The sequence below is a fragment of the Oricola indica genome (genome assembly GCF_019966595.1).
Taxonomy (GTDB): Bacteria; Pseudomonadota; Alphaproteobacteria; order Rhizobiales; family Rhizobiaceae; genus Oricola; species Oricola indica.
In genome coordinates this window covers 26,474-45,533 of the sequence record NZ_JAINFJ010000007.1, presented here as the reverse complement: position 1 = coordinate 45,533, position 19,060 = coordinate 26,474, and the positions used below count along the sequence as shown (strand labels likewise).

The 19,060-nt window shown below is 62.8% G+C and carries 16 protein-coding genes and 1 tRNA gene; 13 read left to right on the top strand and 4 right to left on the bottom strand.

All coding sequences use genetic code 11. From position 1 onward, the window contains the following. The first annotated feature begins 28 nt into the window (after window positions 1–28). On the top strand, window positions 29–541 hold the full coding sequence (locus LC343_RS17085) for a DUF721 domain-containing protein (protein ID WP_338018596.1): 513 nt from the start codon (window positions 29–31) through the stop codon (window positions 539–541). On the opposite strand, the gene LC343_RS17080 is transcribed toward LC343_RS17085, so the two are convergent. Then, window positions 538–1,242, bottom strand: coding sequence for an SDR family oxidoreductase (locus LC343_RS17080; RefSeq protein ID WP_223478379.1), 705 nt, complete (start codon window positions 1,240–1,242; stop codon window positions 538–540). The genes LC343_RS17085 and LC343_RS17080 overlap by 4 nt on opposite strands. Before the next feature lie 130 nt (window positions 1,243–1,372). Here LC343_RS17080 and LC343_RS17075 point away from each other — a divergent pair, with 130 nt between their 5' ends. The 3 genes from LC343_RS17075 (at window position 1,373) to LC343_RS17065 (ending at window position 2,887) form a co-directional block, all read left to right on the top strand. Beyond that, a complete protein-coding gene (locus LC343_RS17075; RefSeq protein ID WP_223478539.1) occupies window positions 1,373–1,819 on the top strand; it encodes a YcgN family cysteine cluster protein in 447 nt (148 codons plus the stop codon). 61 nt (window positions 1,820–1,880) lie between these two features. Beyond that, entirely contained in the window at window positions 1,881–2,297 is a 417-nt protein-coding gene (locus LC343_RS17070) for a ketosteroid isomerase-related protein (protein ID WP_223478378.1), read from the top strand. Next, on the top strand, window positions 2,297–2,887 hold the full coding sequence (locus LC343_RS17065) for a GNAT family N-acetyltransferase (protein ID WP_223478377.1): 591 nt from the start codon (window positions 2,297–2,299) through the stop codon (window positions 2,885–2,887). The genes LC343_RS17070 and LC343_RS17065 overlap by 1 nt, the downstream gene beginning before the upstream one ends. A gap of 48 nt (window positions 2,888–2,935) precedes the next feature. On the opposite strand, the gene LC343_RS17060 is transcribed toward LC343_RS17065, so the two are convergent. Beyond that, a complete protein-coding gene (locus LC343_RS17060; RefSeq protein WP_223478376.1) occupies window positions 2,936–3,670 on the bottom strand; it encodes an SIMPL domain-containing protein in 735 nt (244 codons plus the stop codon). 131 nt (window positions 3,671–3,801) lie between these two features. Here LC343_RS17060 and LC343_RS17055 point away from each other — a divergent pair. From LC343_RS17055 to LC343_RS17040, 4 genes are all read left to right on the top strand, one after another. Further along, window positions 3,802–3,878: transfer RNA gene (locus tag LC343_RS17055), tRNA-Ile, on the top strand. Window positions 3,879–4,049: 171 nt separating this feature from the next. Beyond that, on the top strand, window positions 4,050–7,394 hold the full coding sequence (locus LC343_RS17050) for a transglutaminase family protein (RefSeq protein ID WP_223478375.1): 3,345 nt from the start codon (window positions 4,050–4,052) through the stop codon (window positions 7,392–7,394). Window positions 7,395–7,398: 4 nt separating this feature from the next. Continuing rightward, the gene (locus LC343_RS17045; RefSeq protein WP_223478374.1) at window positions 7,399–9,804 is read left to right on the top strand and encodes a circularly permuted type 2 ATP-grasp protein; all 2,406 of its coding nucleotides are present in this window, start codon (window positions 7,399–7,401) and stop codon (window positions 9,802–9,804) included. Between the two features lie 9 nt (window positions 9,805–9,813). After that, the gene (locus LC343_RS17040) at window positions 9,814–10,692 is read left to right on the top strand and encodes a transglutaminase family protein (protein WP_223478373.1); all 879 of its coding nucleotides are present in this window, start codon (window positions 9,814–9,816) and stop codon (window positions 10,690–10,692) included. Between the two features lie 9 nt (window positions 10,693–10,701). Here LC343_RS17040 and recQ read toward each other — a convergent pair whose 3' ends face one another. Both recQ and LC343_RS17030 read right to left on the bottom strand, forming a co-directional pair. Continuing rightward, window positions 10,702–12,504 carry a DNA helicase RecQ gene (gene recQ, locus LC343_RS17035; protein WP_223478372.1) on the bottom strand — a complete coding sequence of 601 codons (1,803 nt, stop codon included), beginning with the start codon at window positions 12,502–12,504 and terminating at the stop codon, window positions 10,702–10,704. Window positions 12,505–12,633: 129 nt separating this feature from the next. Next, entirely contained in the window at window positions 12,634–13,605 is a 972-nt protein-coding gene (locus LC343_RS17030; protein WP_223478371.1) for a LysR family transcriptional regulator, read from the bottom strand. A gap of 94 nt (window positions 13,606–13,699) precedes the next feature. On the opposite strand from LC343_RS17030, the gene LC343_RS17025 reads away from it, so the two are divergent. From LC343_RS17025 to LC343_RS17005, 5 genes are all read left to right on the top strand, one after another. Continuing rightward, window positions 13,700–14,566 carry an ABC transporter permease gene (locus tag LC343_RS17025; protein WP_223478370.1) on the top strand — a complete coding sequence of 289 codons (867 nt, stop codon included), beginning with the start codon at window positions 13,700–13,702 and terminating at the stop codon, window positions 14,564–14,566. Then, window positions 14,566–15,351 (top strand): ABC transporter permease, encoded by a 786-nt coding sequence (locus LC343_RS17020; protein ID WP_223478369.1) that lies wholly within the window; start codon window positions 14,566–14,568, stop codon window positions 15,349–15,351. The genes LC343_RS17025 and LC343_RS17020 overlap by 1 nt, the downstream gene beginning before the upstream one ends. A 36-nt stretch (window positions 15,352–15,387) precedes the next feature. Continuing rightward, window positions 15,388–16,530, top strand: coding sequence for an extracellular solute-binding protein (locus LC343_RS17015; protein WP_223478368.1), 1,143 nt, complete (start codon window positions 15,388–15,390; stop codon window positions 16,528–16,530). A 70-nt stretch (window positions 16,531–16,600) separates the two neighbouring features. Next, on the top strand, window positions 16,601–17,680 hold the full coding sequence (locus tag LC343_RS17010; protein WP_223478367.1) for an ABC transporter ATP-binding protein: 1,080 nt from the start codon (window positions 16,601–16,603) through the stop codon (window positions 17,678–17,680). Window positions 17,681–17,701: 21 nt separating this feature from the next. Then, window positions 17,702–19,057, top strand: a complete 1,356-nt coding sequence (locus LC343_RS17005) for an aminotransferase family protein (RefSeq protein WP_223478366.1) — start codon at window positions 17,702–17,704, stop codon at window positions 19,055–19,057. Window positions 19,058–19,060 lie beyond the last annotated feature (3 nt).

Genomic DNA, 19,060 nt, shown 5'->3' with positions numbered 1-19,060 from the left:
CTTCGCCACATAGCGAGGACAACTCGGCGTGACGGCACGGAAATCACGATCAGGACCATGGAAAAAGGCCTTCCCGGAACAACTCGGGGGGCTGGTCTCCGACGTGCTCGATCCGGTGCTTGCGAAGCGCGCCGGCATGACATCGGCATTGTTGTCTTCATGGCCGGAAATCGTGCCTGCATCGCTTGCCGAGACCACAAGACCGCAGAAGATCAACTGGCCGCGCCGCGCTTCCGAGGACGATCCCTTCAAGCCCGCGACGCTGATCGTCGCCGCCGAGGGAATGTCTGCGCTTCACCTCCAGCATCAGACCGGTGAAATCATTCAGCGGGTGAACGCGTTTTTCGGTTTCCAGGCCGTCGAGCGTCTGCAACTGGTTCAAAAACCGGTCGCGCCGACCCGAAAGCCGCCCCGCAGGAAGGCGCCCGTGTCGCCCGCAGACGAGAAGCGGATCGATGCGCTCACCGAAAGCATCGAAGACGAGGGGCTCCGCGAGGCGCTCGCGCGGCTCGGCCGAAGCGTCAAGCAGGATGGCCGCTAGCTGAGCCCGGTAACCGGCAGCAGCGCGCCGTGGATGTCCTTCGCGTCGTCTGAGCAGAGGAAGGCGATGACGCCGGCAAGGCTCTCGGGCGTAACCCATTTGGAACTGTCCGCCTTTGGCATGGCTTCGCGGTTTTCCGGCGTATCGATGATCGACGGAAGCACGGAATTGACATTGATGCCGTGTGACTTGAGCTCAGCCGAGGCGCTTTCGGTCACGCGCATCACGGCGGATTTCGAAGCCGCGTAGGGGCCCATGGTCTTGCCACCCGCTTTCGCGCCATTCGCGCCGACAGTGACGATCTTGCCGTTGCCGCGTTCGATCATGCCCGGCGTGACGGCGGCGAGCACCGAAAGAAGCGTGCCGAGATTGAGGTCCATCATCTTCTGCCAGCTCTCGGCCGGAACCTCGTGCACCGGAGTCCCCATGTCGAAACCGCCCGCGATCGCGCACAGGACAGCGGGTGGCCCGAATTGCCGGCTTGCGGCCTCGACGGCCTGCTTTGTCGCATCGCGGTCGGTCAGATCGACGGCGAAAGCAGCGTGGTCACCATCCAGCGCCGCCGCGACCGCCTGAACCTTTTCCAGCTTGTGGCCGAACAGGGCGACAGACGCGCCTTCCTCGGCGAAGCGACGCGCGACGGCGCTGCCGAGATTGCCCGCCGCACCGGTGACGATGACGGTTTTTGCCTTGAAGCGCATATGCAGTCTCCTCTCGATTTCGGCTTAGTGCTTCATGGAGGAATAATCGAGGCCCGAATGTTGTTCCGTCATGCTTGCAAGGGCGTTGCGCATATGGTTGGTCGCGACAATGACAGACGAAGCTGCACCCATGCGCGACCGTTTCTGGGAAACCGTTCCCCTCGAGGCGATGACCCCCGCCGAGTGGGAAGCGCTGTGCGACGGCTGCGGCAAGTGCTGCATGTCGAAGCTGATCGACGACGATACCGATGAGATCTATTACACCACCGTCGCCTGCCGTCTTTTCGATGCTGAAAAGTGCCGCTGCACCGACTACGCGAACCGGTTGGTGGAAGTGCCCGATTGCGTGGGGCTGACGCCGCAAAACGTGCGTACCATCCCATGGCTGCCCCAGACATGCGCCTACAGACTGCTCGCCGAAGGCAGGCCGCTTTACGACTGGCATCCGCTCCTGACGGGGGACCCGGCATCGGTGCATACGGCGTCCATGTCGATGCGCGATCGCGTCACCGCCTTCGAGCAGGATATGGCGCATGAGGGCGAATATCTCGACCACATGGTCGAGGAAGGGATGTAGGACGGAACCGCGCCGGCGCACCGGCGTTTTGATCCGACCGGATTATTTGAGAGGAACGACCATGTCTGAAGCCGATGCCAAAGCCCTGATCGAGCGCTATCTCGCCGCGTTCAATGCCAGCGATTCAGACGCCATGCTTGCCTGCCTGCACGACGATGTCGCCCATGACATCAATCAGGGCGGTCGGGAGATCGGTAAGGAAAAATTCCGCTGGTTCAATGCCGAGATGTCTCGCCATTACGAGGAACGCCTGACCGATATCGCCATCATGGTGGGCGAGGGTGGCGTGCGTGCCGCCGCCGAATTCACCGTGCACGGAAAATACCTTTCGACGGCCGACGGCCTGCCGCCTGCGAACGGCCAGAGCTATACACTGCCGGCCGGCATCTTTTTCGAGATCGACGACGGGCTGATCAGCCGCGTGACGACCTATTACAACCTGACCGACTGGACTGCGCAGGTCTCGAAGGCGGACTGATGGCCGCCAAAGTCCGTCCGCTGACCCGAGAGGAGATCGGGGATCGCTTCGAGGACATGGCGCGGCTGCGAATCGCGGTGTTCCGCGCATGGCCCTATCTCTATGACGGCGACATGGACTACGAACGACGCTATCTGGAGACCTATGTCGATGCTCCGGGGGCTTTCGTTTGCGGGGCTTTCCACGGTGCGAAGCTTGTCGGCATGGCGACGGCTTCGCCTCTTTCCGAGCACAAGGAGGAGTTCGCGGGGCCTTTCGCAAAGCTCGGCCTCGACCCGGACGCATTCTTTTACTTCGGCGAATCCGTCCTGCTGCCCGGCTATCGCGGTCAGGGCGTCGGCATCCGTTTCTTCGAGGAACGCGAGGCGGAGGCGCGCCGGCAGGGCTTTTCGAAGTGCATTTTCTCCGCTGTCATACGCCCGACCGATCACCCGATGCGCCCGACGGACCATGTTCCGCTCGACGGGTTCTGGCGCAATCGTGGCTACGAGCGTGTGGAAGGTCTTTCGACCTCCTATGGCTGGAAGGACGTAGGCGAGACGGTCGAGACCGAGAAACCCATGGAATACTGGATGCGCGACCTGCGCTAGGCAGATGCCATCTGGCCGGACTTGTCCGGCCAGTGACGAGGTCGTTTCCTATTGGTCCAGGCCGAACGTGACGGTGACTGAAACCGTGTAGTTGTTCTCGCCTGCCGCGACGGGAACATCGGCCGACGCTTCGACCATGGCCGAGCGCACCTTCGCAAGCGGTTCCGGCATGCGCCCGCCGGAATTTTCCGAGATTTCAAGCACCTTGCCGAGGCCGATCCCGGCGGCCTGCGTCAGCGTCTCGGCCTTTGCCTTCGCATCCTTCATTGCCGCGATCCGGGCTTCGGTCACCGTCGATGACGGGTCGTCATTGGTGAAGGCGATGTTGCCGCCCTGATTGACGCCGAGGGTCACCGATTTGTCCAGCACGGCCCCAAGCTTGTCGAGGTCGCGCAGCCGCACTGTCAGCGAGTTGCGCACGATATAGCCGGTGATGCGCGGCTGCTCGGGATCGCTGCCTTCCTTGCGCGGCGGATAGTAATATTGCGGTTCGATGGAGAAATTGGCGGTCTGCAGATCGCGCTCGGCAATGCCCTCCGCCTTCATCGCGGCCAGCACTTCGGCCATTGCCGCCGAATTCGCGTCGAGCGCCTCGCGGGCGCTCTTTCCATCGCGCAGGACAGTCAGCGACAAGACCGCCATGTCGGGCGCAACCGATGCTGTGCCTTCGCCGGTGACGACGATCCGCGGTGTTTGATCGGCCTGTTGCGCAAGCGCCGGAGAGGCGGCAAGCGGAGTAGCCAGGAATAGGGCGGAGGCGATGGCATTGCGTGCGATGTTCATTGTGGTGTTCCCGTCATGTGACCCTTCGATGCCGCCGGTGCCACGTCATTGCGCCGCCAATAAGGCGCTCAGGCAACAGGGACGTAACGGCTTGTGGAGCCGCAACGTTTCGGCTAGGCAGATCGCGGGTGGGGCCTGTAGCTCAATTGGTTAGAGCCGGCGGCTCATAACCGCTTGGTTGGGGGTTCGAGTCCCTCCGGGCCCACCAACTAATCTGCTGTCGAACAGATCCCGGATTGGACCGGATGGCACCTGCACCGGTCCATCGACGCCTCGCTGGTCTTCCCGGGAGGTCGTTATGCCGTTTTCTTCGAATCGATTTGTGCGATGCGGCGATTTGTGGAAACCTGACCCGATAACCAACGGAAAAGCTGGATAAATGTCGATCAAGGCCGCCATCTACCATCTGACGCATTACCGCTATGATCGACCCGTGTCGCTCGGACCGCAGATCATTCGGCTCCGGCCGGCGCCTCACAGCCGCACGCGGGTGATCTCGCATTCGCTGAAGGTCTCGCCATCCGAGCATTTCGTGAATCACCAGCAGGATCCCTACGGCAACTGGCTGGCGCGGTTCGTCTTTCCGAAACCGGTGACGGAACTGAAGATCGAGGTCGATCTCGTCGCCGACATGACGGTCTACAACCCGTTCGATTTCTTCGTCGAGGAAAAGGCGGAGGAATACCCGTTCGAGTATGATGCCGATCTCGGTCCCGATCTCGTCATCTACAAGACGCCGGAGCCCGCCGGTCCGTTGCTGACCGAGCTCCTCGCCACGATCGACCGGTCGCAACAGCGGACGGTCGACATGATCGTCAATCTCAATGCCCGCCTGTCGCAGGAAATCGACTACGTCATCCGCATGGAGCCCGGTGTTCAGACGCCTGAAGAGACGCTACAGATCGGCAAGGGCTCGTGTCGCGACACGTCCTGGCTGCTGGTGCAGATTCTCCGCAATCTCGGGCTCGCGGCGCGTTTCGTTTCCGGTTACCTGATACAGTTGAAGCCGGACCTCGTGTCGCTCGACGGACCACCCGGAACCGATCACGATTTCACGGATCTTCACGCCTGGGCCGAGGTCTATCTGCCCGGCGCAGGCTGGATCGGGCTCGACCCGACGTCAGGCTTGCTCACCGGCGAAAGCCACATACCGCTGGCGGCGACCCCGCATTTCCGCAACGCGGCGCCGATTTCCGGTGCGGCGAGCTTCGCCAATGTCGATTTCGCCTTCGACATGAAGGTTCGGCGTACGGCAGAGCACCCGCGCATCACCAAGCCGTTCTCCGACGAGTCGTGGGCTGCGCTCGATGAGCTCGGGCGCAAGGTCGATGCCTCGCTCGCCACAGGCGATGTCCGGTTGACGATGGGCGGGGAACCGACCTTCGTCTCCATCGACGATTTCGAATCCGAAGAATGGAACATCGATGCCGTCGGTCCGCAGAAACGCGCCCTTGCCGACAAGCTGATCCGCCGGCTTCGCGAGCGTTTCGCGCCGGGAGGCTTTCTTCATTACGGGCAGGGCAAGTGGTATCCGGGCGAGACCCTGCCACGATGGACGTTCTCGCTCTACTGGCGTCGAGACGGAAAGCCGATCTGGCAGGATACCGCGCTGATCGCGCCCGAAGGCGAAGATGCCGGAGCCGACAAGGAGAAGGCGGAGAAGCTGCTCGCCACGATTGCGGAAGAACTCGGCGTCGAGAGCGAATTCGTGGTTCCGGCCTATGAGGATCCGGCGGAATGGATTCTCAAGGAAGGCAATCTTCCGGAAAACGTGACGCCGCAGAATTCCAAGCTTGAGGACCCGGAGGAGCGACACCGCATGACGACGGTGTTCGAGCGCGGTCTGACGGAACCATCCGGTTTCGTGTTACCGATCCAGCGCTGGCAGGCCAAGGCGACCGGTTCCGGCGTGCGCTGGCGTTCGGAAAAATGGAAAACGCGGCGCGGCAATGTCTATCTCGTCCCGGGCGACAGCCCGGTCGGCTATCGTCTGCCGCTCGGCTCGCTGCCCTATGTCCCGCCGTCTCAATACCCATACGTCAATATTGCCGACCCGACGGAGCCTCGCGGCCCGCTGCCCGACTTTCAGGCTTCTGACGCTATTGCCGCCGAACAGGGTGGCCATGCCCAGCCTGTTGCCTCGTTTACGGCCGGCGGCCGGGTCCAGGACGTTGTCGAGCAGGAACTCGGCGAATTGGGCGGCGCGGTGCGTACGGCGCTCTCGGTCGAACCGCGCGACGGAAGGCTTTGCGTTTTCATGCCGCCCGTGGAGCGCATCGAGGACTATCTGGAACTGGTGGCCGCAGCGGAGGCGGCAGCCGCGAAGCTCGATCTGCAGGTGCATATCGAGGGCTATGCGCCGCCGACCGATCCGCGCATGAATGTTATCCGCGTCGCGCCCGATCCCGGCGTGATCGAGGTCAACATCCATCCCGCGTCAAGCTGGGAGGAATGTGTGGCGACGACGGAGGCGATCTACGAGGAGGCGCGCCAGACACGCCTCGGCGCAGACAAATTCATGATCGACGGCAAGCACACCGGCACGGGCGGCGGCAACCACGTCGTCGTCGGCGGTGCGACGACGATGGACAGTCCGTTCCTGCGCCGGCCGGATCTCCTGCGCAGCCTGATTCTGCACTGGCAGCGCCATCCGAGCATGTCCTATCTGTTTTCCGGCCTGTTCATCGGACCGACCAGCCAGGCGCCGCGCATCGACGAGGCGCGCCACGACAGTCTGTACGAGCTCGAAATCGCGCTGGCGCAGATTCCGCATCCGGGCGCGGGCGAGCCGCCGCTTCCATGGCTCACGGACCGCCTGTTGCGAAACATGCTCACCGACGTGACCGGCAACACCCATCGCGCCGAAATCTGCATCGACAAGCTCTATTCGCCCGACGGTCCCACGGGCCGGCTCGGCCTGATCGAGTTCCGCGGCTTCGAGATGCCGCCCAATGCGCGCATGAGCCTTGCCCAGCAGGTTCTGATCCGTGCCCTGGTGGCGCGGTTCTGGCACAGCCCGGTCGGCGGCGACCTGACGCGCTGGGGAACGGTTCTGCACGACCGTTTCATGCTGCCGCATTTCGTCTGGCAGGACTTCCTCGATGTCCTGCGCGATCTGCGCGAGCACGGGTTCGACCTGCGGCCGGAATGGTTCGAGGCGCAGGCGGAATTCCGCTTCCCCTTCTGCGGTGCGGTCGATTACGAGGATGTCCACCTGGAAATCCGGCAGGCGCTCGAGCCCTGGCACGTGCTGGGCGAAACCGGTGCGATCGGCGGCACCGTGCGCTATACGGACAGTTCGACGGAGCGCCTTCAGGTAAAGCTCGTCACGACCGACCCGGAACGCTATCTCGTCACCTGCAACAAGCGGCGGATTCCGCTCCAGAAGACCGGCACGGGTGGCATGTCGGTCGGGGCGGTTCGCTTCAAGGCATGGCAGCCTTCAGCCGCACTTCACCCTGTGCTGCCGGTGGATGCGCCTTTGACCTTCGATATCTTCGACACCTGGACCGGTCGGGCGCTCGGCGGTTGCATCTACCATGTCATTCATCCCGGCGGGCGCAATTACGAGACCTTCCCGGTCAACGCGAACGAGGCGGAAGCCAGACGGCTTGCGCGCTTCGAGGCCAATGGCCATACTCCGGGCGCGTATGTGCCGCCGCCGGAAGCGCCGCATCGCGAGTTTCCGATGACGCTCGACCTGAGACGGTCGCCAGGTATTTGAAGACATGAACATTCGCGGCGATCGCGCGCCTGACAATTCCGTCGAGAGGCTGCTCGCCGGTTATCGGCGGATCGATGACGTGCCCGATGAATTGGTCGCCGCGGATGGCCGGATTCGTCCGGTTTGGGGCGACCTGATCCGGTCACTTTCGGAGATGACGCCCGAAGAACTCTCCGCCCGCATGGCGCGAGGCGATCAGCACCTGCGCGATTCCGGCGTGTTCTATCGCCACTACGGCCCGCAGGACACCTCCGAGCGCGACTGGCCGCTCAGCCACATGCCGCTCCTCATCGACGAGGACGAATGGACCGCCATCGGCGCCGGCCTCGTCCAGCGCGCGGATTTGCTGGAACGAATCCTGGCGGATCTCTATGGCCCCAACGAGCTGGTCCGGGACGGTTACCTGCCCGCGCCGCTGATCGCCGACAATCGCGAGTGGCTGCGTCCGCTTGTCGGGGTGACGCCGCGCTCCGGCCATTTCCTTCATTTCGTCGCGTTCGATATCGGACGCGGACCCGGAGGTAACTGGTGGGTGCTTGGAGACCGAACCCAGGCTCCCTCGGGTGCCGGCTTCGCGCTGGAAAACCGGATCGCCACCTCGCGCATCTATTCCGATATCTATGGCCGCACCAATGTCGAGCGGTTGGCCGGTTTCTTCCGCGATTTTCGGGATACGCTGCTGGGCCTGCGTGAAGACGATGCGAGCCGGGTCGGTATCCTGACGCCCGGCCTTTTGAACGATACCTATTTCGAGCACGCCTATATCGCGCGCTATCTCGGCTTCATGCTCTTGGAGGGCGAGGATCTGACGGTCCATAACGGCAAGCTGATGGTGCGCACCGTCGCGGGGCTGTCGCCGATCAGCGTTTTATGGCGGCGTCTCGATGCGCAGTGGGCCGACCCGCTCGAACTCAATGAAGCGTCGAGGCTGGGCACGCCCGGTCTTCTCGGTACGATCCGGAACGGCTCGATTACGATGATCAACGCGCTTGGCTCGGGTGTTCTCGAAACCCGCGCGTTCCTCGCGTTTGTTCCGCGCATCTGCGAGGCGCTGACGGGCGAACCGCTGAAGCTTCCCAATATCGCGACATGGTGGTGCGGACAGCAGGCCGAACGCGAGCATGTCAAGGCGAATGCCACACGCATGACGATCGGCGATGCCTACACGACAAGACTGCCGTTCGAACTCGACGACATCTCGGCGGTCGGCGGGGTTTTCACCAGCGAGATGCGGGAGACGGTCGATGGCTGGATCGATCAGGAGGCAGGCAATCTCGTCGGTCAGGAGACCGTCACCCTGTCCACCGCTCCGGCTTTCGTCGATGGCGGTCTCGCGCCGAGGCCGATGAGCCTGCGCGTGTTTCTTGCCCGGACCGCGGAAGGCTGGCGGGTCATGCCGGGCGGTTTCGCGCGAATCGGCCGGTCGGGCGACACGCCACAATTGGCGATGCAGCGCGGCGGTTCGGTTGCCGATGTCTGGGTCGTCAGGAAATCGCCTGTCGACAAGGATACGATGCTGGCCCAGCCGGTCGCGCCTTTCGTGCGCAACCAGCCCGGCATCCTGCCGAGCAGGGCCGCCGACAATCTTTTCTGGCTCGGCCGTTATGTGGAGCGCGCCGAGACGATGATCCGTCTGATGCGCGGCTATCATGTCCGCCTTGCGGAAACGGCCTTTCCGGATACACCCCTGTTGAAGGATCTGGCCGAATACATGATCTCGACCGGCGTCGATCCGGAAGACGGTCTCGAGGAAGGCATACAGACGGCAATCGCTTCGGCCACGACATCCGCCGGCCATGTGCGGGACCGGTTCTCGGTCGATGGCTGGCTCGCGCTTTCGGATATCGACCGGACGATAGACAGGATGGCCGTAACCGCGATGCCCGGCGACGACACCGCTCGGGCAATGGGTATCCTGCTGCGCAAACTGTCCGGCTTCTCCGGCCTCGTGCACGAAAACATGTACCGGTTTACCGGATGGCGTTTCCTGAGTATCGGCCGTTCGCTCGAGCGTGCCATCGCGATGACCTACCTCCTTGCCCGATATGCCGACATCGAAGCGCCGGAAGGCGGTTTCGATCTCGCCATCGAGGTCGGCGACAGCGCCATGTCGCACCGCCGGCGCTACGCGGTCGCGACCAACCGCGAGACGGTGATCGACCTTCTGGCGCTCGATCCGCTCAACCCGCGATCCATCGTGCATCAACTGGACAAGATGCGGGAACATTTCGGCTATCTTCCCGGCGCGGAGCAGCACCGGCCGTCCAACGAGCTTCAGCGGGTTCTGCTCAAGACCCATGCGGCGCTGGCAACCCATGCGGCCGATACGCTCGACACCGAGGCTCTCCTGGAAGTCGGTGCCGATCTGGGCGCCATTTCCGGAGAACTCAGCCGCACCTATTTCCGCTAGGCCGAGCCGATGCGTTACGACATCTCGCTGAAAATCGAATACACCTATCCCGATCTCGCCGATGCGGGCCGTCATCTGGTGCGGCTCATGCCAGCGGACCTGCCCGGCGAACAGCGTGCGATCGCCGGCACGATGACGGTCAAGCCCCGTCCGCAGGAATGGGTCGACCGTATCGACTTTTTCGGCAACCGTTTCACCGAGCTCGCCTTCGACAGCCCACATGAGGTGCTCTCCTTCGAAGCGCAGGCGCGGGTCGATCGCATCGCGCGTGGCCCGCAATTCGACATGTCACCGACGCTTTCCGGACTGGCGGAGGATCTTGCCGCCTACAGAGGTGTCGATGCGGCGTCTCCGCATCACTTCACGGGATCTTCCACCCGGGTTCCGATCGACAGCCGGACGACGGACTATGCGCGAAGTGTAATCGTCGGCAATGCAAGCACGCTGGAGACGGTGAGCGCGATCAATCTCGCGCTGCACCGCGACATGAAGTTCGATCCGGAGGCGACGACCGTCGAAACGCCGATGCTGGAAGCCTTCGAGCGCCGGCACGGTGTCTGTCAGGATTTTACCCACATCATGATTTCCTGCCTGCGCGGCATCGGTATTCCGGCCGGCTATGTCAGCGGTTTCCTGCGGACGATCCCGCCCGAGGGGAAACCCAGGCTGGAGGGCGCCGACGCGATGCACGCCTGGGTTCGGGCGTGGTGCGGGGAAGAAATGGGGTGGATCGAGTTCGATCCGACCAATGCAGCCTTGGCCGGAGAGGACCATATCGTCATCGCGCGCGCCCGCGACTACTTCGATGTTGCGCCCGTCAGAGGCGTGACGCGATCCGCCGGGGCGCATACGAGTTCCCAGGCGGTCGATGTCGTTCCCGTCGGGTAGCGCGACACCTCAGCCTTCCTGTGCATAGAGCCTGATCTCGTCCAGGAACGCATCCGCGAAACGCTCGAGCTTGGCTTCGCCGACACCATGCAGTCGTGCAAAGTCGCGGCGGTCGGCAGGCTGGGATTTCGCCATTTCGATCAGTGTCTTGTCGGGAAAGATGACGTAGGCGGGGACCGAGCGCTCGCGCGCGAGATCGGTGCGGCGGGCTTTCAGGCGCTGCAGGAGGGGCTGCGGGACGTCGGCATCCATCTCCGCGGCGACACTGGCCCTCGACTTGCTCTTTGCGCTGCGGATCATGTCGGGCCGGTAGCGGAATTCGGCTTCGCCGTTCAGCAGCGCATGCCCCTTTGGCGCGATCGAAAGACCGCCATAGCCCGCGACATCGAGGGTCAGGAACCCGCCGCCGACGAGTTGCCGGATCAGGGATTGCCAGACCGGTCGGGGATGGTTGCGTCCCGCCGCGAATACCGAAAGCTCAGTATGGCCCTGCGCCTGCGCCTTCTCATTGGCCTTGCCCAGAAGGAGGTCGACCAGGTGGGTCGCGCCGAATCGTTCGCCGGTCATTTGCGCGGCAAACAGGATCTTGCGCGCATCTTCCGCGCCATCGACGGTCTCGACCGGGTTGAGGCAGACATCGCAATTGCCGCAGGGCTCCGATTCCTCGCCGAAATAGGAAAGAAGGCTCTGGCGGCGACAGGTCGGCGCCTCGCAATAGGCCACCAGCGCATCGAGGCGTTTGTGCTCGCGCCGGAGCCTTTCATCGCTCCCGTTCTCGTCGTCGATGAAGCGGCGGCGCATGGTGATGTCCTGCAGGCCGAACACCATGTGCGCATCCGCTGGATCGCCGTCACGGCCCGCACGTCCGATCTCCTGGTAATAGGCGTCGAGCGAGCCGGGTAGATCCGCATGGAAAACGAAGCGCACATCCGGCTTGTCGATACCCATTCCGAAGGCGATGGTCGCGCACACGATCACGCCGCTTTCCGTCATGAAAAGGTTTTGCGTCTCCGCGCGTTGTTCGGAGGAAAGGCCGGCATGGTAGGGCACCGCGCGGTAGCCGTTTTCGCAAAGGAATGTAGCCAGTTCCTCGCTGCTCTTGCGCGACAGGGCGTAGACGATACCGCTCTGCTGGCTGCGGCCGTCAAGAAAAGCCAGCAACTGCTTCTTCATATTGGCTTTTGGCTCGACGGCGAGGCTGATATTGGGCCGGTCGAAACCGGCGACAAACTGCGCCGCGTTTCCGGCAAAGAGCTTCTCTGCGATGTCGCGGCGGGTTGCCTCGTCGGCAGTCGCGGTCACGGCCCCGATCGGGACCCCCGGAAAGGCGGTGCGCAGGTTTTGCAGCATGTCGTATTCCGGCCGGAAGGATGCGCCCCATTGTGAAATGCAATGCGCTTCGTCGATGGCGAAAAGCGTGACCCCGATCTTTTGCAGCGCGGCGATCATGCGATCCGTCATCAGCCGCTCCGGCGCCATGTACAGGATACGGACCTGGCCTGACGCGACGCGGCGCCAGATCGCGACGTTGTCGTCGCGGCTGGCAGCGGAGTTGATCGACTCCGCCGCGACCCCGGCAAGTTTCAGCGCCGCGACCTGATCCTGCATGAGTGCGACGAGCGGGGAGACGACCACGGTCAGTCCACCCTTGACCAGCGCCGGCACCTGATAGGTGAGGGACTTGCCTGCACCGGTCGGCATGACCGCGAGCACATTGCGGTCCTCGAGCAGACAGTTGACGATTTCCTCCTGTCCGGGACGGAAGGTATCGAAACCGAAGACGTCTTTGAGAACGGCGTGTTTGCTGGGCATGAAAACTCGGTCGCCGCCGGGGCGCTTGAGGGGAATCGCGGATGAATGCTTCCAGCATTAGGCAGCGCTGCGATACCGCGCAATCGCATGCGGACAATCGGACGTGGAAAGGCGACGCCTTTGCGCCGCTCAGAGGTACGTGCGCTCCTCGATCGGGATCGTCTCGATACGCTCCAGCAATTCCTCCAGCAGGGATTGCTCGGCGCGATTGAGATTGGCTTGCGGGTTCCAGACCACATGCACGTCGATTTCCGGCATCTTGTCGTAGGGCGGCAGATGCCACAGCTGCCCGGCGGCGACGTCGCGCTGGGCGACGTGAACGGGGAGGGGGCCGATGCCGAGACCCGCAATGATCATGCGGCGGACCTCTTCGAGGTGGCTCGACGTGCCGACAATGCGGTCGCCGAGGTCGGCTTCGGCCCGCATGAGGGTGACGGGTTTCAGCACATCGTGCAGCCGATCTGTCTCGAAGGATACCGACGCATGCCCCGAGAGATCGGCTTGTGTCAGGCCCTTGCGCCCGAAAAGCGGATGCGGCGGCCCGCAGAACAGCCCGAAAAACTCGCGATAGAGGCGGCGATATTCGAGCTTCGGATTGCGCTCGCGGACGAGGCAGATGGCGAAAGTGGCGCTGCGTGCGGTCACCGCGGCGATCGCCTCGCGGCTGGTATCGACGTCGATCGAAAGCGTCGCCTTGGGATGCTTGGCGTGGAAATGCGCCAGCGCCTCGTCGAAGACCGGGCAGATGACGTGGCTCGCAACCGCGATCTTCACATGGCCCTGCACCTCGTCGGTGACGTCGCGCATCAGCGTCGACAGGCGGAAGATCGCGCCCTGGATGTCGATGGCTTCACGGTAAAGCAACTCGCCGGCGCGGGTGAGCTTGAAGCGGCCGGGCGACCGTTCGATCAGTTTCTTTCCGATATTGGTTTCGAGACGCTTGAGCGCGGTGGAAACCGAGGGTTGGGCCAGCCGCAGCTTTCCTGCGGCCTCCGTGACGGAGCGCGATTCCGCCAGAACGACGAAGGTTCGCAGGAGGTTCCAGTCGAGATCGCGGACGAGGCGTTCCGCGGGGCGGGAAGGAGCGATGGCGTCCATCATAGATCAAACCTATAATGATAATTGCGATTATCTATTTGATTGATGGTCTCCTGCGCTTCAATGTCAAGGCTTCCGCGAAAGCCGAGGACCCTGAATGTCGGTCGAAAGCCGCGAGGCGCGTCAACCCTGGATATTGCTGTCGCCGGCTCTGACGGCGATCATTCTGCTGCTCTTCGTGCCGCTCGGCTTCATAGTCGTGTATTCGTTCTGGCTTCGCACCGCGACCGGGGCCGACCAGGCCGGCTTCTTTCTCGATAACTGGCAGGAAGCCCTCACGGACTCGTTCTATCGCGATATCCTCCTCAACACGCTCAAGATCGCGGGGATCACCACGATCGTCTGCGCGCTGATGGGATATCCGGCCGCCTATTTCATCGCACGCTCGCGCGGCAACAAGGCGATCCTGCTGCTGCTCCTGATGTTGCCCTTCTGGATCAGCTACATCATCCGGACGATGAGCTGGATCAACATTCTCGGCGTCTCGGGCGCCCTGAATTCGGTCCTGATCGGGGTCGGAATCATCGATGAGCCGATCCAGATGCTCTATAACGAGACGACGGTCATTCTCGGCCTCGTCCACTTCCTGCTACCCTTCATGATTCTCAACGTCTTCGTCAGCCTCGACGGGATCGACGAGACGCTGGAGGATGCGGCCAATTCTCTGGGCGCCACCCGGTGGCAGGCCTTCACCGAGGTGACTTTGCCGCTGTCGCTGCCCGGCCTCGCGGCAGGCGGCCTTCTTTGCTTCGTGCTCGGAGCCGGCACCTATATCACGCCGCTCGTACTCGGCGGACCGACGGACGCTATGTTCGCCAATCTGGTTTTCGAGGCAATCATCACGCAGCTCAACTGGCCGCTTGGCTCGGCGCTGTCGCTCATGCTGCTGGCCGTCCTCGGTGCCCTGGTGCTCATCTACAACCGCTATCTCGGCATGGCGCAATTGATGAAGGGGCTCGGCTAATGGGTTGGCAACTCATCCGTTTCTGGACGCTGCTCGTCTATCTCTTCATGTTCCTGCCGGTCGCCGTCGTGGTCCTGCTGAGCTTCAATGCGAGCCAGTTCGGTTCCTTTCCGATGACCGGCTTTTCGATACGCTGGTTCGTGGAGCTTGCGCAGAACGAGGCGATCCTGCGGGCATTTCGGACCTCGATGATCCTCGGTGCGCTCACGGCTCTGATCTCGACCACGCTCGGCGTGCTGGCGAGCCTAGCGCTCGTCCGTTACCGGGTGCCGGGCTCCAACCTGATCTCGACCTTGCTGATTGCGCCGATCCTCGTCCCGGAGGTCGTTCTGGCCGTGGCGCTGCTGCTCTTTCTCAATTTCATGTCGATCAACAAGAGCTTCGCGCTGCTGCTTTTCGGCCACGTGATCTTCACCTTGCCCTTCGTTGTCCTCGTCGTTCAGGCGCGTTTGGTCGCCATCCGGCGCGACATCGAGGAAGCGGCGTTGAGTCTCGGTGCGAGCCCGGTCCAGACCTTTTTCGAGGTGACGCTGCCCCTGATGCTGCCGGCCGTGCTGGCGGGCGGGCTGTTCGCATTCACCATAAGTTTCGACGACATCACCGGCACCCTTTTCTGGAAGCCGGGCGGCGTGGAGACCGTTCCCACCCAGATTTTTGCCATGCTGCGCAATTCGATCTCGCCGGAGATCAACGCGCTCGGCACGGTGATGATCGTGCTTACTGTCGGGCTGCCGCTTCTGGGAGCCGCGATTGCCCGACAACTCGCCCGAAAAAGCGGCGGATAACCGCTCCCGCCAAACAGGTTCTTGAAGGAGATCACGATGGACAACACCAAGCGATACGGAAGGCTGCTCGAGCGCTACAGGAATGGCGACATGGAGCGGCGCAAGTTCCTGGGCCTGATCGGCGCGGCCGGTCTCGCATACGGGGTGCAGACGCCCTTCGCGAAATTCGCCCACGCCCAGGACGTCAAGGAAGTGCGCTTCGACGGCTGGGGCGGCGTCGTTTCCGAAGCGTTCCGCGAATATGCCTTCGACCCGTTCACGGAGAAGACCGGTGTCACCGTGGTCGACGGAACGTTCGGCGGCGGCGACGAGTATCTCTCCCGCGTCAAGGCGAGCCAGCCCGGCGAATACAACATCGCCCACCTCTCGGGCGTGTTCGACTATGCGCGGTATCACGGTCTGGGGCTGACGTCGGAGCTCAACGAAGACAATATCCCGAACCTGCAATACGTCATCCCGAAACTGAATGACGTGTTCCGCAAGATCACCGACGGAAAGCTGTCCTGTGTGCCCTATGACTACGGTACGACGGGCCTCGCCTACAATCGCAAGCACATCTCTGACGAGGAGATGAAGGAAAAGGGCGCGAAGATCCTGATCGACGATGCCTACAAGGGAAAGATCGGCGGCTGGGCCGACTGGCGCACCCGCATGTGGTACGCGGCGCTGCAGACCGGGCAGGATCCGAATGGCGCGACCGATGTCGATGCGATGTGGGATGCCGTCCGGGCGCACCGCGATCTGGCCCTGAAATACTGGACCTCGGGCGCCGAATTGATGAGCCTTCTCGCCGAGGAGGAAATCTACGTCACCGAAGGCTGGTCCGGACGTATCTACGCGCTGCAGGAGCAGGGCCACGACATCGGCTACATGGATCCTCCCAACGGCTTCGGCTGGCAGGAGTGCCTGTTCGTCATCAAGGGCTCGCCGATGGAAGCCTGCGAGGAACTGCTGAACTTCATGCTGGCGCCGGAGACGTCCATCGCCGTCGCGGAAGGCCAGAATTATCCGCCCGCACTCGACCCGACAAAGGTCGATCTCGGCGACAAGATCCCGACGCTGCCGGCATTCGATCCGACCGGCACACTGTCCGGGCTGACCTTTGCCGATCCCGAATACTGGAACGGCCACGAGGCCGATTGGTCGAAAATGTTCGGCCGGGTCCAGAAGGGATACTGATCCCTCGTTAAACGCACTCCCCGCCGCCTCGCGCGGCGGGGAGCCTCAAGCCGCGACCGGAGAAGAGCCTGTGAGTTCTGTTATCCTGACTGACATCGAGAAACACTTCGGCGACTTCACGGCCGTCTACAAGACGTCGCTCGAAATCCCCGACGGGAGCTTCGTCACGCTGCTCGGCCCGTCCGGCTGCGGCAAGACGACCACGCTGCGGATGGTCGCGGGGCTGCTCGACCCGTCCAAAGGCGAAATCCGCATCAAGGATCGTCGGGTGAACGACGTGCCGATCCACAAGCGAAATCTCGGGCTCGTGTTTCAGAATTACGCACTGTTCCCGCACAAGACGATCGCCGAGAATGTCGCCTTCGGTTTGAAGTATCGCGGCGTGGCAAAAGAGGATGCGAGAAAACGCGTCCAGGATGCGCTCGAACTCGTTCAGTTGCCGTCCGTCGGCGACCGCTATCCAAAACAGTTGTCCGGCGGCCAGCAACAGCGTATCGCGCTTGCCCGTGCCATCGTGATCGAGCCGGATGTCCTGCTTCTGGACGAACCGCTTTCGGCGCTCGATGCCAATCTGCGTGAGGACATGCGCGTGGAACTGAAACGAATCCAGGAAAGGATCGGAGTGACGACCATCTTCGTGACGCACGACCAATCCGAAGCCTTGGCGATGTCCGACCGGATCGTCGTCATGTCGGCTGGCCGCGTCGAGCAGGTCGGACCGCCAGAAGAAGTCTACAACACGCCTGCGAGCGAGTTCGTGGCCAATTTCCTCGGCGCATCCAACATCATGGACGCAACGGTGCTCGGCCGTGAGGGCGACGACCTGATGCTCGATGTCGACGTGTTCGGCCGTGTTGCCGTGCCCGGCAGGAAGGCGGCCGATGTCGCATCCGAAGGTCCGGCGAAGATGGTGCTGCGCGCGGAAAAACTGCTCCTGACCAACCGCGATGAGCCTGCCGACGGAACCGTGGCGGTCGATGGGACGGTCGAAGCCGTCGATTACCAGGGGCAGGCAGTGCGCTATTTCGTGCGTGCCGGCGACCGTCAGCTTCAGGCCATCAACATGATTGACGAGCACCCCTTCGACGAAGGCGCGCCCGTCTCCCTGCGGCTGCGTCCACGCGACTGCGCCGCGCTGCCGGCCACCTGATTTTCATTTCGGACGACTCGCATGGCGAACCAGCAAAAGAGCCATCTCTTCTATCAGACGCGCCGGCGCAAACCGGTGCTCGACCAGGCCCGCGGCATCTATATGTGGGATGTCGACGGCAAGCGCTATCTCGACGGATCCTCCGGCGCGATGGTCTGCAATATCGGCCATTCCAACGAGAATGTTCTCGCCGCCATGCGCCTGCAGATGGAGAAATCCACCTTCGGCTACCGGCTGCATTTCGAGACCGAGGCGTCCGAAAAGCTGGCCGCGAAGACGGCGACGCTGACGCCCGAGGGATTAGACCGGATATTTTTCGTTTCCGGCGGCTCTGAAGCCGTCGAAAGCGCGACCAAACTGGCGCGCCAATATGCGTTGGCCACCGGGCAGGGGACGCGCTGGAAAGTGATATCTCGCTATCCTTCCTATCATGGCTCCACGCTCGGCGCCCTGGCGATTACGGGCTATCAGCCTCTGACCGACCCCTTCGAGCCGATGATGCGCTCGATGCCGAAAGTGCCCGCGCCGCGCGCCTATCTCGACGGCCTCGATCCGGAAGATGAGGCGACGGGGATCCATTACGCTGACATGCTCGAGCAGAAGATTCTGGAAGAGGGTCCCGAGACCGTTCTCGCCTTTTTCGTCGAGCCGGTTGGCGGGGCGTCCACCGGCGCGCTGGTGCCGCCGAAAGGCTACATGGAACGCGTGCAGCAGATATGCCGCGAATACGGCGTGCTGCTGATCCTCGACGAAGTGATGACGGGGGCAGGGCGGACCGGAAAATTCCTCGCCGGCGAACACTGGAACATGGAGCCGGACATCGTCGTGATGTCGAAAGGCTTCGCCGCCGGATACGTGCCACTCGGCGCAATGGCGGCACATGACCGGCTGGTCGAGCCGGTGCTCGACACCGGGGGGTTCCAGCATGGTTACACCTATGCCGGCAATCCGCTGGCCTGCGCTGCCGGTCTGGCGGTTCTGGACGAGATCGAGCGGCAGGGCCTGGTCGCCAATGCCGAAACCATGGGTGATGTCCTGAAATCCCGGCTCCAGGATCTGATGCAACGCTATGCGATCATTGGCGATGTTCGCGGCAAGGGGCTGCTGCTGGCGTTCGAATTCGTCGGCGACCGGCGCACCATGGCGCCGCTTCCCGCGTCCCTGAATGCCTATGCCCGCTTCGTCGATATCGCCTATGAGAACGGCCTGATCGTCTATTCCCGGCGCACGCGCGGCGGCGTGGACGGCGATCACATCCTCGTCTGTCCGCCGATGATCGTGAACGAGAGCCAGATCGGGGAGATCATGGACATGCTCGATCGCTCCTTGAGGCAGTTCACGGATGAAGTGGGCGCGGCCATGCCGCTGAGCGCCTGACGG

Excerpts from the sequence above, each read along its gene's own strand:
- LC343_RS17080 (WP_223478379.1), bottom strand. The coding sequence starts at position 1,242 with ATGCGCTTCAAGGCAAAAACCGTCATCGTCACCGGTGCGGCGGGCAAT.
- LC343_RS17075 (WP_223478539.1), top strand. The coding sequence starts at position 1,373 with ATGCGCGACCGTTTCTGGGAAACCGTTCCCCTCGAGGCGATGACCCCC.
- LC343_RS17070 (WP_223478378.1), top strand. The coding sequence starts at position 1,881 with ATGTCTGAAGCCGATGCCAAAGCCCTGATCGAGCGCTATCTCGCCGCG.
- LC343_RS17065 (WP_223478377.1), top strand. The coding sequence starts at position 2,297 with ATGGCCGCCAAAGTCCGTCCGCTGACCCGAGAGGAGATCGGGGATCGC.
- LC343_RS17060 (WP_223478376.1), bottom strand. The coding sequence starts at position 3,670 with ATGAACATCGCACGCAATGCCATCGCCTCCGCCCTATTCCTGGCTACT.
- LC343_RS17050 (WP_223478375.1), top strand. The coding sequence starts at position 4,050 with ATGTCGATCAAGGCCGCCATCTACCATCTGACGCATTACCGCTATGAT.
- LC343_RS17045 (WP_223478374.1), top strand. The coding sequence starts at position 7,399 with ATGAACATTCGCGGCGATCGCGCGCCTGACAATTCCGTCGAGAGGCTG.
- LC343_RS17040 (WP_223478373.1), top strand. The coding sequence starts at position 9,814 with ATGCGTTACGACATCTCGCTGAAAATCGAATACACCTATCCCGATCTC.
- recQ (WP_223478372.1), bottom strand. The coding sequence starts at position 12,504 with ATGCCCAGCAAACACGCCGTTCTCAAAGACGTCTTCGGTTTCGATACC.
- LC343_RS17030 (WP_223478371.1), bottom strand. The coding sequence starts at position 13,605 with ATGATGGACGCCATCGCTCCTTCCCGCCCCGCGGAACGCCTCGTCCGC.
- LC343_RS17025 (WP_223478370.1), top strand. The coding sequence starts at position 13,700 with ATGTCGGTCGAAAGCCGCGAGGCGCGTCAACCCTGGATATTGCTGTCG.
- LC343_RS17020 (WP_223478369.1), top strand. The coding sequence starts at position 14,566 with ATGGGTTGGCAACTCATCCGTTTCTGGACGCTGCTCGTCTATCTCTTC.
- LC343_RS17015 (WP_223478368.1), top strand. The coding sequence starts at position 15,388 with ATGGACAACACCAAGCGATACGGAAGGCTGCTCGAGCGCTACAGGAAT.
- LC343_RS17005 (WP_223478366.1), top strand. The coding sequence starts at position 17,702 with ATGGCGAACCAGCAAAAGAGCCATCTCTTCTATCAGACGCGCCGGCGC.